This window comes from Paraburkholderia atlantica (assembly GCF_009362785.1).
GTDB lineage: Bacteria > Pseudomonadota > Gammaproteobacteria > Burkholderiales > Burkholderiaceae > Paraburkholderia > Paraburkholderia atlantica.
Genome location: NZ_WHNQ01000022.1, coordinates 59412 through 73519, shown reverse-complemented (window position 1 = coordinate 73519; position 14108 = coordinate 59412). Strand labels below are relative to the sequence as shown.

General features: G+C 65.3%; 16 protein-coding genes. All 16 read right to left on the bottom strand.

The window, feature by feature from the left end; translation table 11 throughout:
* Window positions 1-118: 118 nt before the first annotated feature.
* Window positions 119-706, bottom strand: a complete 588-nt coding sequence (hisB, locus tag GCT19_RS26955) for an imidazoleglycerol-phosphate dehydratase HisB (RefSeq protein WP_013090696.1) — start codon at window positions 704-706, stop codon at window positions 119-121.
* Between the two features lie 114 nt (window positions 707-820).
* A complete protein-coding gene (gene hisC, locus GCT19_RS26950; protein WP_152853625.1) occupies window positions 821-1891 on the bottom strand; it encodes a histidinol-phosphate transaminase in 1071 nt (356 codons plus the stop codon).
* A 142-nt stretch (window positions 1892-2033) separates the two neighbouring features.
* Window positions 2034-3368, bottom strand: coding sequence for a histidinol dehydrogenase (hisD, locus tag GCT19_RS26945; RefSeq protein WP_152853624.1), 1335 nt, complete (start codon window positions 3366-3368; stop codon window positions 2034-2036).
* A gap of 59 nt (window positions 3369-3427) precedes the next feature.
* Window positions 3428-4126, bottom strand: coding sequence for an ATP phosphoribosyltransferase (hisG, locus tag GCT19_RS26940; protein ID WP_018433812.1), 699 nt, complete (start codon window positions 4124-4126; stop codon window positions 3428-3430).
* Window positions 4123-5385, bottom strand: a complete 1263-nt coding sequence (gene murA, locus GCT19_RS26935; protein WP_018433813.1) for a UDP-N-acetylglucosamine 1-carboxyvinyltransferase — start codon at window positions 5383-5385, stop codon at window positions 4123-4125. Before murA ends, hisG begins: the two co-directional genes overlap by 4 nt.
* 111 nt (window positions 5386-5496) lie before the next feature.
* On the bottom strand, window positions 5497-5736 hold the full coding sequence (locus tag GCT19_RS26930; RefSeq protein ID WP_013090701.1) for a BolA family protein: 240 nt from the start codon (window positions 5734-5736) through the stop codon (window positions 5497-5499).
* A 15-nt stretch (window positions 5737-5751) separates the two neighbouring features.
* The gene (locus GCT19_RS26925; protein WP_018433814.1) at window positions 5752-6516 is read right to left on the bottom strand and encodes an ABC transporter permease; all 765 of its coding nucleotides are present in this window, start codon (window positions 6514-6516) and stop codon (window positions 5752-5754) included.
* Entirely contained in the window at window positions 6513-7445 is a 933-nt protein-coding gene (locus GCT19_RS26920; RefSeq protein ID WP_013090703.1) for an ABC transporter ATP-binding protein, read from the bottom strand. Before GCT19_RS26920 ends, GCT19_RS26925 begins: the two co-directional genes overlap by 4 nt.
* Before the next feature lie 190 nt (window positions 7446-7635).
* Window positions 7636-7956: an STAS domain-containing protein gene (locus GCT19_RS26915; protein WP_018433815.1), complete on the bottom strand. Its 321-nt coding sequence runs from the start codon at window positions 7954-7956 to the stop codon at window positions 7636-7638.
* Window positions 7953-8585: an MlaC/ttg2D family ABC transporter substrate-binding protein gene (locus GCT19_RS26910; RefSeq protein ID WP_013090705.1), complete on the bottom strand. Its 633-nt coding sequence runs from the start codon at window positions 8583-8585 to the stop codon at window positions 7953-7955. The genes GCT19_RS26915 and GCT19_RS26910 overlap by 4 nt, the downstream gene beginning before the upstream one ends.
* 114 nt (window positions 8586-8699) lie before the next feature.
* Window positions 8700-9764, bottom strand: a complete 1065-nt coding sequence (locus GCT19_RS26905; protein ID WP_152853623.1) for an MlaA family lipoprotein — start codon at window positions 9762-9764, stop codon at window positions 8700-8702.
* 12 nt (window positions 9765-9776) lie between these two features.
* On the bottom strand, window positions 9777-10316 hold the full coding sequence (mlaD, locus tag GCT19_RS26900; RefSeq protein ID WP_152853622.1) for an outer membrane lipid asymmetry maintenance protein MlaD: 540 nt from the start codon (window positions 10314-10316) through the stop codon (window positions 9777-9779).
* A 91-nt stretch (window positions 10317-10407) separates the two neighbouring features.
* A complete protein-coding gene (gene mlaE / locus GCT19_RS26895; RefSeq protein ID WP_013090708.1) occupies window positions 10408-11175 on the bottom strand; it encodes a lipid asymmetry maintenance ABC transporter permease subunit MlaE in 768 nt (255 codons plus the stop codon).
* Window positions 11172-11993 (bottom strand): ABC transporter ATP-binding protein, encoded by an 822-nt coding sequence (locus GCT19_RS26890; protein WP_321576877.1) that lies wholly within the window; start codon window positions 11991-11993, stop codon window positions 11172-11174. The genes mlaE and GCT19_RS26890 overlap by 4 nt, the downstream gene beginning before the upstream one ends.
* Window positions 11994-12087: 94 nt before the next feature.
* Window positions 12088-13191, bottom strand: coding sequence for a thiamine phosphate synthase (gene thiE / locus GCT19_RS26885; RefSeq protein WP_018433819.1), 1104 nt, complete (start codon window positions 13189-13191; stop codon window positions 12088-12090).
* The gene (locus GCT19_RS26880) at window positions 13188-14003 is read right to left on the bottom strand and encodes a thiazole synthase (RefSeq protein WP_152853620.1); all 816 of its coding nucleotides are present in this window, start codon (window positions 14001-14003) and stop codon (window positions 13188-13190) included. The genes thiE and GCT19_RS26880 overlap by 4 nt, the downstream gene beginning before the upstream one ends.
* Window positions 14004-14108: the final 105 nt, after the last annotated feature.

Here is a 14108-nt window from a genome sequence, read left to right as displayed (position 1 = left end):
CGGCGTCGAACGACGTGCCGGCAAATGCGGTCCTGCCCGATGAGTCGCGTGAAGGTGAGTGGCCTGAAGACGTTGGGGGCGGTGAAACCCTGTGTTAAAGCCTGCCACGGCCGTTGCGTCAGAGACTGCCCTTGGTCGACGGAATCTGCCCAGCCGCGCGCTCGTCGAGTTCGACGGCCATGCGCAGTGCGCGCCCGAACGCCTTGAACACCGTTTCGAGCTGGTGGTGGGCGTTGATGCCGCGCAGATTGTCGATATGCAGCGTCACGCCGGCATGGTTCACGAAGCCACGGAAGAATTCGATCGACAGGTCGACGTCGAACGTGCCAATGCGTGCGCGCGTGAACGGCACGTGGAATTCGAGGCCCGGACGGCCGGAAAAATCGATCACGACGCGCGACAGCGCTTCGTCGAGCGGCACGTAGGAATGACCGTAGCGGCGGATGCCCTTGCGATCGCCGATCGCCTTGGCGACGGCCTGACCGAGCGTGATGCCGGTGTCTTCGACCGTGTGGTGGTCGTCGATATGCAGGTCGCCATGCGCTTCGATCTCGAGGTCGAACAGCCCGTGGCGGGCGATCTGGTCGAGCATATGGTCCAGGAACGGCACACCGGTGGCCAGCTTCTGCTGGCCGGTGCCGTCCAGGTTGATCTTCACACGGATCTGCGTTTCGCTAGTGTTGCGAACGACTTCCGCAAGGCGCATGGCAATTCCTCGAATCTGGCTTAAAAGCGCTAGTAATGTGGGGTGGACAAATGGCGGGCTGCCTGGCGCAGCCGTTCAATGCAGCGGCTCAGTGCCGCCGCTCGATGCGGCGGATTACCGCAACACGAGTTTCAGGCCGGCGAGCAACTGGGCGTTCTCGTTCGGCGAACCGACGGTCAAACGCACGCAGTTGACCAGCAATGGGTGCATTTTACTCACGTTTTTGATCAGAATACGCGCCGTTAGCAGGGTTTCGAACAATACCGACGCATCGGGCACCCGTACGAGCAGGAAGTTGCCCGCGCTGGCGAACACTTCGGCGCCCGGCAGCGCGGCCACCGCCTGCGCGAGCTTCTCGCGTTCGTCGCGCAATTGTGCGGCCTGCGCGTCGAGCACGCCGATGTGGTCGAGCAGGAAATCGGCGGCGGCCTGCGTCAGCACGTTGGTGTTGTACGGCGGGCGCACCTTGTCGAACTCGGTCAGCCACGCGGGCTTGCCCACCAGGTAACCGAGGCGGATCCCGGCGAGGCCCAGCTTCGACACCGTGCGCATCACGACGACGTTGTCGAACTGGTCGGCGCGCGGCAGCCAGCTCTTCTGCGCGAACGGCTGATACGCCTCGTCGATCACGACGAGGCTCTTGCCCGCCGCGGCTACGATGCGCTCGATTTCGGCGTCATCGAACAGCGTGCCGGTCGGGTTGTTCGGATACGCGAGATAGATCAACGCCGGTTCGTGCTCGGCGATCGCCGCGAGCATCGCGTCGGTATCGAGCGTGAAGTCGGCTTTCAGCGGCACGCCGACGAATTCGAGATGCGCCAGCTTGGCGGACATCTGATACATGACGAAGCCAGGCACAGGCGCGAGCACCTTCGCGCCCGGCTTCGCGCACGCGACCGACATGATGCTGATGATTTCATCCGAGCCATTGCCGAGCAACACGTCGCAAGCCGCCGGCACGCCCATCACATGACGGATGCGCTCGATCAACTGCTCGGGACGCGGCGCCGGATATCGGTTCAACGCGACGCCTGCCAGTCGCTCGCCGAGATGCGCGGCAAGTTCCGACGGAAGCGTGAACGGGTTCTCCATCGCGTCGAGCTTGATGAAGCCGGTGGCGTCCGGGACCGGATAGCTCGTCATTGCGAGCACGTCGCTGCGGATGATGTCTTGAGGTGTCGTCATAGCTTCGGGTCCGGGCCGTGCGAAGACCGCCGGGGCGGCGTCGGTGCAGGGCGTTCGGGTTGGTCTCGGTCGTCGTTATTGAATGCGGCGGTGGGCTCGATGCGTCGCTCGCGCGGCAGTTGCCGCCCTCGCCGCTTCCGCCTCAGCCGCGTTCGATGTTGTTCTGCCGCATCCGGAACTCGGCGCTGCGTGCGTGCGCTTGCAGACCTTCGCCATATGCGAGTTCGGCGGCGATCTCGCCAAGCGTTTGCGCGCCTTCCGCGCTGACCTCGATCAGGCTCGAACGCTTGAAGAAATCATAGACGCCGAGCGGCGACGAGAACCGTGCGGTACGCGACGTCGGCAGCACGTGGTTCGGGCCCGCGCAGTAGTCGCCGAGGCTCTCGCTCGTGTAGCGGCCAAGGAAGATCGCGCCCGCGTGGCGGATCTGCTGCGCCCACTGATGCGGCTCCAGCGCCGAAATTTCGAGGTGCTCCGGCGCGATGTCGTTGGCGATCGCGCAGGCCTCGGCCATGTCGCGCACCTTGATCAGCGCGCCGCGGTTTTCGAGCGACGTGCGGATCACTTCGTGGCGCGGCATCGCGGGCAGCAGTTCGTCGATCGCTTCCTGCACGCGCGCGATAAACGCGTCGTCCGGGCACAGCAGGATCGACTGCGCGAGTTCGTCGTGCTCGGCCTGCGAGAACAGATCCATCGCGACCCAGCGTGGATCGGTCGTGCCGTCACACAGCACGAGGATTTCCGACGGCCCGGCGATCATGTCGATACCGACCGTGCCGAACACGCGACGCTTCGCCGACGCGACGTACGCGTTGCCGGGACCGCAGATCTTGTCGACCGCGGGCACGCTCTGCGTGCCGTACGCGAGCGCGCCCACCGCCTGCGCGCCGCCGATCGTGAACACGCGATCGACGCCGCCGAGCAATGCCGCCGCGAGCACCAGCGGATTCTTCACACCGTCGGGCGTCGGCACGACCATCACGATTTCGCGCACGCCGGCCACCCGCGCCGGAATCGCGTTCATCAGCACCGACGACGGATACGCGGCCTTGCCACCCGGCACGTAGATGCCCGCGCGATCGAGCGGCGTGACCTTCTGGCCGAGCACGGTGCCGTCCGCCTCGGTGTACTGCCAGCTATGGCTGCCGCACTCGATCTTCTGCTTCTCGTGATAGCCGCGCACGCGCGCCGCCGCCGCTTCGAGCGATGCACGCCGCTTGGGCTCGAGACTTTCGAGCGCCGCTTCGAGCTCCGCCATCGGCAGTTCGAGCTCGGCCACGCTTTTCGCAGCGATGCGATCGAAGCGGTTCGTGTACTCGAGCACCGCCTCGTCGCCGCGCGCCTTCACGTCGTTCAGAATCTGCGCGACCGCGCGCTCGATGGCTTCGTCTTCGCTCGCCTCGAACGCGAGCACCGCATGCAGCGACTTGTGAAAGTCGCGAGCGGTGGAATCGAGTTTGCGAATCTTGGTAGACATACAGGTATCCGTTTCGGTAAGGCGCTGAGTCGCAGCGTGATCAGAGTGCCATCGTTCAGTCAGGCCGGGGCGCCGGGCTTCGACGACGCATTGGCAAACGCGTCGAGAATCGGCCGCAACGCGGCGCGCTTCAGCTTCAGCGCTGCCTGGTTCACCACGAGGCGCGACGAAATCTGCATGATCTCCTCCACCTCGACCAGATTGTTCGCGCGCAGCGTATTGCCCGAGCTGACCAGGTCGACGATCGCGTCGGCGAGGCCGACCAGCGGCGCGAGTTCCATCGAACCGTACAGTTTGATCAGATCGACGTGCACGCCCTTGGCGGCAAAATGCTCACGCGCGGTTTCAACATACTTGGTCGCAACCCGCAGACGCGCGCCCTGGCGCACCGCGTTCGCATAATCGAAACCCGCCGCGACCGCGACCGACATCCGGCAACGCGCGATGTCCAGATCGACCGGCTGATACAGACCGCTACCGCCATGCTCGAGCAGCACGTCCTTGCCGGCCACACCGAAGTCGGCCGCGCCGTACTCGACATAGGTCGGCACGTCGGTCGCGCGCACGATGATCACGCGCAGATTCGGGTCGGTGGTCGGCAGAATCAGCTTGCGCGAACTCTCCGGATCTTCGGCGACCTCGATGCCGGCCGCCGCGAGCAGCGGCAGCGTTTCCTCGAAGATACGCCCTTTCGACAACGCGAGCGTGAGCGGCGCGCTCACCGCCGGCGACGACGACGTTTGCGGCATCGAACTCATGCCTGGCTCCCGGACACGCGGCGCACCTTCGCACCGATCGCGTTGAGCTTCGCTTCCATGCGGTCGTAGCCGCGATCGAGGTGATAGATGCGGTCGATCAACGTCTCGCCCTCGGCGCGCAGCGCGGCGATCACGAGACTCGCGGATGCGCGCAGATCGGTGGCCATCACCTTCGCGCCGGACAGTTTCTCGACGCCGGTGACGAGCGCGGTGTTGCCGTCGATCGTGATGCTCGCGCCGAGGCGGTTCAGCTCCTGCACGTGCATGAAGCGATTTTCGAAGATCGTCTCGACGACCTGCGACGTACCGTCGGCGATCGTGTTGAGCGCCATGAACTGCGCCTGCATGTCGGTCGGGAACGCCGGGTATTCGGAGGTGCGGAACGTGACCGCACTCGGGCGCTTGTCCATGCGCACGCGCATCCAGTCGTCGCCTTCCTCGACCGTCACGCCCGCTTCGCGCAGCTTTTCGGTGACGGCTTCGAGCAGCAGCGGACGCATCTTGCGCAGCGTGACGTCGCCGCCTGCCGCCGCGACCGCGCACAGGAAGGTGCCCGCTTCGATCCGGTCCGGAATGACCGTGTGCTTCGCACCGTGCAGCTTGTCGACGCCCTGGATCACGAGGCGATCCGTGCCGATGCCTTCGATCTTCGCGCCCATCGCGACGAGCAGATGCGCGAGGTCGACCACTTCGGGTTCGCGCGCGGCGTTCTCGATGATCGTTTCGCCTTCCGCGAGCACCGCCGCCATCAGCAGGTTCTCGGTACCGGTCACGGTGATCATGTCGGTGACGATGCGCGCGCCCTTCAGACGCTTCGCGCGCGCTTCGATGAAGCCGTGCTCGATCGTGATCTCGGCGCCCATCGCCTGCAGACCCTTGATGTGCTGGTCGACCGGACGCGCGCCGATCGCGCAGCCGCCCGGCAGCGACACGCGCGCATGACCGAAGCGCGCGACGAGCGGACCGAGCACGAGAATCGACGCACGCATCGTCTTCACCATCTCGTACGGCGCGACGAGGTTGTCGACCTTCGACGCGTCGAGCGCGACGCGCCCTTCGCCCGCTTCGATACGCACGCCCATCTGGCCGAGCAGCTTGAGCATCGTGCGCACGTCCTGCAGATCGGGCACGTTCTCCAGATGCACCGGATCCGCGCTCAACAGACCCGCGCACAGGATCGGCAATGCCGCGTTCTTCGCACCCGAGACGACAACTTCACCGGAGAGCGGGTAGCCACCTTCAATGATGAGTTTATCCATGCCTGTCGGTTCCTGATCGGTCCGGTTCGCGCCCGGACCTGCTTTGTCTGTGTTCGGCGCGCCGCTCGCTGCGTCGCGCCCTTCGTGAGTAATTCGCACTAAATTTCCAGATTACGCGTTCTGCCATTCGGCGGGCGTCAGCGTCTTCATGCTGAGCGCGTGGATTTCTTCGCGCATGCGCTCGCCGAGCGCCGCATACACGAGTTGGTGACGCTGGATCAGGCGCTTGCCTTCGAAGCTCGGCGAGACGATCGTCGCAAAGAAATGCTGACCGTCGCCTTCGACTTCGAGATGCTCGCACGCGAGTCCAGCTGCAATGTACTGTTTGACCTGTTCGGGAGTCGGCAACATGAGAGAAGCTCCTCGTCAGTGGCGCAGCTTGTAGCCGGTGGCGAGCATGCGCATCGCCACGACAGCCAGCACCACGAAGAAACCGGCGACGATCGCGAGGCTCGCCAGCGGGTCGATATCCGACACGCCGAAAAAGCCATAGCGAAAGCCGTCGATCATGTAGAAAAACGGATTGAGCCGCGATACTTCGCGCCACCCGGGCGGCAGCGTATGCGTCGAATAGAACACGCCCGACAGGAAGGTGAGCGGCATGATCAGGAAGTTCTGGAACGCGGCGAGCTGGTCGAACTTCTCGGCCCAGATGCCGGCAATCAGCCCCAGCGTGCCGAGAATCGCCGCGCCGAACATCGCGAACACGATGATGTAGAGCGGCGCGGTGAACGCGAGCGGCACGAACCAGATCGTCACGATGAACACGCCGAAGCCCACACACAGCCCGCGCGCCACGGCCGCGAGCACGTAGGCCGCGAACATCTCCTGGTGCGACAGCGGCGGCAGCAGCACGAACACGAGGTTGCCGGTGATCTTCGATTGAATCAGCGAAGAAGAACTGTTCGCGAACGCGTTCTGCAGCACGCTCATCATCACGAGACCCGGAATCAGGAAACTCGTATATTCGACGCCCGGATAGACCTCGACGTGGCCGCGCAGCGCGTGGCCGAAGATGGTCAGATAAAGCAGCGCGGTGATGACCGGCGCGAGCACGGTCTGGAACGATACCTTCCAGAAACGCAGCAGTTCTTTGTAAAACAGCGTGCTAAATCCACTGTAGCCGCTCATGCGAGCCCCTCGATCACTTCCGGACCGTTCATCACCTGAACGAATACGTCTTCGAGGTCGGCTTTGCGGACCTCGATTTCTTCGAATGTACAACCGGCCGCGCGGCATTGCGCGAGGATGCGCTCGACGTCGTCGTAGCTCGTCAGGCGCAGCAGATGCTGGCGCCCATTGCCGTTGCCCGCGCCGCTTTCCGCCTCGAGCGGACGCAGATCGGCGGGCAGCACGCCGTGCGCGAAGCGCACGAACAGCTGCATGCCTGCGAAGCGCTGCAGCAGCGTGCTGGTGCGATCGAGCGCAACGACCTCGCCACGGCGCAGCATCGCGATGCGGTCGCACAGCGATTCTGCCTCTTCCAGATAGTGCGTGGTCAGCACGATCGTGTGGCCTTCGCGATTCAGGCGCGAGATGAACTTCCACAGCGTCTGGCGCAGTTCGACGTCGACGCCCGCGGTCGGCTCGTCGAGCACGATCACCGGCGGACGGTGCACGAGCGCCTGCGCGACCAGCACGCGGCGCTTCATGCCGCCCGACAGCGCGCGCATGTTGGCATCGGCTTTTTCGGTGAGATCGAGATTGGCCATGATCTCGTCGATCCACGCGTCGTTGTTGCGCAGACCGTAGTAGCCCGACTGGATACGCAAGGTTTCGCGCACCGTGAAGAACGGATCGAACACGAGTTCCTGCGGCACCACGCCGAGCGCGCGACGCGCGTTGCGAAAATCGTCGACGACGTCGTGACCACGCACCGCGATGCTGCCTTCGTCGGCGCGTGCGAGACCCGCGAGAATGCTGATGAGCGTCGTCTTGCCCGCGCCGTTCGGACCAAGCAGTCCGAAGAACTCGCCTTCTTCGACCGTGAGGCTGACGCCCTTGAGCGCCTGCAAGTCCTTGTAGCGCTTCTTGACGTTACGAATTTCTATGGCTGACATGACTATGGGCCGCGCGCGTCGCGGCGCCTGAAGTAGCCCCGATGGAGCCTGGGGACGTGCAAATGCTGGAAGAAACGGAACCGGGGCCGATTAGGGGGCCAGTTCAACGCCCCAAAAAAACGTTTGATTATAGGGCAAAAACTGACACCCCCGGACTGGCCGGAAGGCGGGAGACGACGCTAGAGGAGCGTCAATGTCGCGCTGACGCAACCATGCTGGAGGCGCCAGGAGAGAGAAGCGTATCGACGCCGTAGGCCTGCGCGAGACTGGCGAGACCAGCCGGCAGATTGACGATTTCGAACTTGCCGCCGCGCGCCGCCGCGGCCCGCACCCACGCGAGCAGGACGGCGAGCGCCGACGAATCGAATTGCGTGAGCGGCGCGCAATCGACGCCGCGCGCGCCCGCCGCAATGCGTTGCAGACCCGCCGCGAGCGCGGCCTTCGCGCTCTCGTGGGTCAGCGTCGCGCCGCTGTCGAAGCGGTTCGCGACCTGGTTCAGCACGTCGCTCACGACTGCTTGCCCGCGGCGAGTTGCTGATTGCGCTGCGTGAGGAACTGGATCAGTCCGTCCACGCCCTTCTGCTGGATCTGCTCGTTGAACTGCTGCTGATACGCCTGGATCAGCCATGCGCCGAGCACGTTGAGGTCATACACGCGCCAGCCTTGCGGCGTCTTGTACAGGCGATAGTCGAGTTCGATCGGCTGGCCGTTGTTCATCACGACCGAGCGCACCACCGTGTCGGTGTCGTCCGGGTTCATGCGGAACGGCTTGAACTGGATCTGCTGGTCGCGCACCTGCGCGAGCGCGCCCGAGTACGTGCGGATCAGCAGCATCTTGAACTGCTCGACCACCTGGTTCTGCTGCTCGGGCGTCGCGGTGCGCCAGTTGCGGCCCATCGCGAGCTGGGTGGTGCGTCGGAAGTCGGTGTACGGCAGGATCTTTTCGTTGACGAGCGCCGTGATGTGGGTGATGTCGCCCTGCTGGATCGACTTGTCGCCGCGAATTGCGTCCATCACCTGCTGGGTGACGGTTTTGATCAGCGCCTCGGGGGAGTTGGTGTCGACGGTTTGCGCCGATGCGCCCGCGCTGATGAATGAAAACAACACGGCAAACAATGGAATCAGGAAGAATTTTTTCATATCGAGCTTTGCCTCAAAAATAGTGCAACAGTTTGAACGGACCTTATCACGCGAGTTCGACGGCAATCCATGCGCAAACTGCGAGAGTCGTATCGATCTGTTACGGCTGTACGTTCAATGCAATCTGAACGACGGGAAGTTGAAGCGCGTGGGCGGCACCAGCTGACCGGCCGGAATCTGCGTTTCAGGGCCGCCTTTCAGGTCGAGCGGAGGGGTCTCGGTGCCCGACGCGGCCTCCGGCGCCGACGCGCCTTGCGGTGCCGATGCGCCTTGCGGCGTGGCCACGGCCGCGCCGGATGCGGGAGCCGCCTTTGCCGGAGCACCCTGCGTGCCCGCGGCGGCGCCGGCCGCGCCGGTTGCAGCGCCGGCCGGCGCACCTGCCGCCCCTGCGGCCGCGCCCGTCTCGCCTTCGTCGTACTTCGGCAGCGGCGCTTCTTCGTCGTAGCTCGGCAGGTCCTGCGGACGCCGGCGGTTATCCGACAGCAGATACTGGCGGCGCTGCAGATACGCGTTGCGTACGAACGAGTATTTGTCGAGCGCCGCGCCTTCCAGCAGATTGCTCGCGCCGAGCAGGTTCGCGCGCGTATTGACGATGTTAAGGCCCCACAAGGCCCAGCTCAGCCCCGGCGGATCGATGTAGCTAATCGGGTTCACGTAGTAGTTGCCGAGCGAGCCGAACGCGTCGCGCACCGTGCTCGGTCCGAACAGCGGCAGCACCAGGTAAGGGCCCGCCGGCACGCCGTAGTGGCCGAGCGTCAGACCGAGGTCGTTGTCATGCTTGGGCAGCTTCGCGAGCGTCGCGACGTCGAACAGGCCGCCGACGCCGAACAACGTGTTGATCACGATCCGCATGATGTCCGACACGCCGTCCGCGATACGCAACTGCAGCAGATTGTTCGCCGCGATATAGATATCGCCGATGTTCGAGAAGAAGTTCGTCACGCTGTCCCGCACCGGCTGCGGCGTAACAAACACGTAGCCCTGCGCGACCGGCTTGATCGCGTACTGGTCGACCTTGTCGTTGATGGTGAAGATGGTGCGGTTCAGCCCTTCGAACGGGTCGCCCTTGGTAGGCGTCTGCACGGTCGTGCAACCGGCGAGCAGCGCAGCCGCCACGGCGACCTTGCCGAACTGTAGGACGCGCGCACCGCTGCGCGGGGTCTGCAGTTTCGTCTGCATCGTAGTTTCTCCTTATTGGCCTGACTGGCCGGCGGCGCCTGCGGCCGGCGCTGCCGGCGCCGGTGCGGGGGCGGAAGCGGCGGGCTTCGCCGCGCCGGAATCCGCGGCCTTGCTATACAGGAACTGGCCGATCAGGTTTTCCAGCACGATCGCCGATTGCGTCATCGCGATGGTATCGCCCGCCTTCAGCATTTCCGAGTCGCCGCCCGGCTCGAGCCCGATGTACTGCTCGCCGAGCAGACCCGAGGTCAGGATCTTCGCCGAAGTGTCCCTCGGAAACTCGAATTGCTTGTCGATATCGATCGTGACGAGCGCCTGGTAGGTGTTGCTATCGAAGCCGATCGACGCGACCCGGCCGACCGTCACGCCCGCGCTCTTTACCGGCGCGCGCGGCTTCAGCCCGCCGATGTTGTCGAACTTGAGCTTGACCGGGTAGGTTGCCTGGAACGACAACGAGCTCATGTTGCCGACCTTCAGCGCAAGAAACAGCAACGCTACGAAACCCAGCACCACGAACAGGCCGACCCAGAAGTCGAGAACATTCTTTTTCATCGTCATCCCAAAGTGAATCCGCCGCGCCGCCGCCACATCCCGCCGTGCGCGGCGCAGCGTGCGCCGCCGGCAGCCGGCATGCTGCGCGGCCTTAGCTGAACATCAGCGCGGTCAGCAGGAAATCGAGCCCGAGCACCGCGAGCGACGCGTACACGACCGTGCGGGTCGTCGCGCGCGACACGCCTTCCGGCGTCGGCTTCGCCTCGTACCCCTGAAACAGCGCGACGAAGGTCACCGCGAGGCCGAACACCACGCTCTTGACGACCCCGGCGCCCACGTCGCGCCACACGTCGACACCGCTTTGCATCTGCGACCAGAACGCGCCGGCATCGACGCCGATCAGCAGCACGCCCACCACGTAACCGCCAAGAACACCGACCGCGCTGAAGATCGCCGCGAGGATCGGCATCGAGATAATGCCCGCCCACAGGCGCGGCGCGATCACGACTTTGACCGGATCGACGGCCATCATTTCCATCGCGGTGAGTTGCTCGCCCGCCTTCATCAGGCCGATTTCGGCGGTCAGCGACGTGCCCGCGCGCCCGGCGAACAGCAGCGCGGTCACGACCGGGCCGAGCTCGCGCACGAGCGACAGCGCGACCAGCAACCCCAGCGCCTGCTCGGAGCCATAACGGTTCAGCGTGTAATAGCCTTGCAGCCCGAGCACGAAGCCGACGAACAGCCCCGACACCGCGATGATCACGAGCGAATAATTACCGACGAAGTGGATCTGCTTCGTGACAAGACGCGGACGGCGCAGCAGCGGAAAAATTTCGAGCACGAGCCGCAGGAAGAAGCGCGTCGCGTAGCCGGCGGTGCCGAGCCCGGTGATGACCGAGCGACCGATCGTACTGATCATGACTGGCCTCCGCCGATGCGGAAGTCCGCCGCGAGCGGCGTCTGCGCCGGATAGTGGAACCTGAACGGGCCGTCCGGCGCGCCGTCGATGAACTGCCGCACGGTCGGGTCGGTCGACGCGCGAAGCTCGTCCGGCGTGCCTTCGGCGAGCACGCCGCCGTTGGCCAGGAAGTACACGTAGTCGGCGATCGCGAACGATTCCGGCACGTCGTGCGTGACGAGAATCGACGTCGCGCCGAGCGCCTGGTTCAGCGTGCGGATCAGGTTCGCGGTGATGCCGAGCGAGATCGGATCGAGGCCGGCGAACGGCTCGTCGTACATCATCAGTTCGGGGTCGAGCGCGATCGCGCGCGCGAGCGCCACGCGCCGCGCCATGCCGCCCGAAATCTCCGACGGCAGCAGGTCGCGCGCGCCGCGCAGGCCGACCGCGTTGAGCTTCATCAGCACGAGGTCGCGCAGCAGTTCTCCGGGGAGATCGGTGTGTTCGCGCAGCGAGAAGGCGACGTTTTCGAACACCGACATGTCGGTGAACAGCGCGCCGAACTGGAACAGCATGCCCATCTTGCGGCGCAGCGCGTAAAGTCCTTCGCGCGTCTGCCCGCCGATGTCCTGGCCATGGAACAGCACCTGGCCGCGCTGCGCGCGCACGAGGCCGCCGATCAGCCGCAGCACTGTGGTCTTGCCGCAACCCGAGCCGCCCATGACCGCAACGACCTGACCGCGACGAAAGCGCAGATTCAGATTCGACAGGACGAGCCGGTCGCCGTAACCGAAGTCGACGTCGCGCAGCTCGAGTATGGTCTCGGGGGAGGAAGGCACCAAACTGACAGTCCTTTTACACGGAAGGCCGAATTATAGGGCCATCATGCAAAAGCTGCCTTGAGGTGCCCCGTTCCTTGACTATGCCTGACGATTATTGCGTAAACGTGTGTTGCAGCGCCGAAACGGCGGCGGCCGGGTCGGCCGCTTCCGTGACCGCGCGCACCACCGCTGCGCAGCCGACGCCCGTTGCGAGTACGTCCGGCAACACCTGCAGATCGATCCCGCCGATCGCGACGAGCGGCACGACGCCGTCGAGCAGTCGCACGTAGCGTGCAAGGCGCCGCAAGCCCTGCGGCGCGGTCGGCATGACCTTGGTCGTGGTCGGGAATACGGCGCCCAATGCAATGTAGCTCGGACGAAAATGCAGCGCCTTCAGCATCTCGTAGAAGCCGTGCGTGGACAAGCCCAGGCGGATGCCCGCGTTGGCCAGCGCGGACAGATCCGCGGTATGCACGTCTTCCTGGCCGAGGTGCACGCCGTACGCGCCCGCCTCGAGCGCCGCCTGCCAATGATCGTTGATGAACACCTGCGCGTCGTGCGCGCGGCCGGCCGCCACGCAGCGGGCGATCTCACGCTTCAGTTCGTCGGCGGGTTCCGCCGACTTGCGGCGCAACTGCACCGTCTTCACGCCGAAGCCGACCACCCGTTCGACCCAGTCCGCTGTCGGCAGCACCGGATACAGGCCGAGCTTGTCCGGGCAGCGCGCGAACGCCCTGGCGGGTGCCGGCGGCAGGTCGGTAAGGCGCGGAAAGCGGCCGAGGTCGGACGGGAAAGCGTCGTCGGCGCGGGTCTCGTCGCCGTCGCGCCACGCGAGCGCGAGCACCAGCGCGTCGTGAGGATCGAAACCGCAGTCGAGGAACGCGGCCAGCGCGGCAATCCAGTCTTCCGCCAGATGGCCTTCGAGGCCGTATTTCTCACCACCCAGATGCAGCGTCGCGCGGTTTTCCGCAGCGACGATCACACCCGCGCCCCGCGTCAGCCAGCGCGCGATCTGCTCGCCGTGCGGCTGCGCGTCGGCGATCACGATCAGGTCGCCGCCGTTCGGTTCGTCGGGCGCGGTCAGGCAGATGCGCCACGGCGCGTGGGTCGGCGGCCAGTCGCCGAGCCGCGCGCGGATGCGCTCGGCGGCTTCGATGAGTTCGTCGGCCGTCGGCCAGAACAGATCGCGATCCTTCAGCGTCAACGACTGCGTCATGCCGCACCTCCATCCTGATGCCAGAACGGCATGCCGACCACCGGCGTGCTCGCGTGCGCACTCTCGCGCTCGGCCATCGGACCCGCGAGGTGTGCTTGCCGGCCCGCCTCGACGCCCAGCGCGAACGCGCGCGCCATCGCGTCGGGATGCGTCGCCTGCGACACCGCCGTGTTCAGCAGCACGCCGTCGAAGCCCCATTCCATCACCTGCGCCGCATGCGACGGCACGCCGAGCCCGGCGTCGACGATCAGCGGCACGTCGGGCAGCCGCTCGCGCAACACCCGCAGCCCGTACGGATTGATCACGCCCTTGCCGGTGCCGATCGGCGCGCCCCACGGCATCAGCGCCTCGCAGCCGGCGTCGAGCAGACGGCGGCCGATCACCAGATCTTCGGTGCAGTACGGCAGCACCTTGAAGCCATCCTTGACGAGCCGCGCGGCGGCTTCGATCAGACCGACCGGGTCGGGCTGCAGCGTGTAGTCGTCGCCGATCAGTTCGAGCTTGATCCACTCGGTCTCGAAGATTTCACGCGCCATGTGCGCGGTCGTCACCGCTTCACCGACGCTCAGGCAGCCCGCCGTATTCGGCAGCAGCGGCACGCCGTGGCGCTTGAGCAGCTCGAAGAAGCCGGCTTCCGCGTTGCCCTCGTTCATCTGACGGCGCAGCGCGACGGTCACCATGCCGGGGCGCGCGGCGTCGATCGAATCGGACAGCGATTGCAGCGACGGGTAGCGCGACGTGCCGAGCAGCACGCGGCTTGCGAAAGTTTGACCGTATAGGGTCAGCGCGTCGGCGCTCTCGTGAGAAGTCATTTGCATCATCCTGGTTTGCCGTCGCGGCTAGAACCGACCGCTTGACGGCAATGGGTTTTCCGCGACGGTTGTTGCGTTCGGTAAGCGACAGGCTGGCGCGAGCGC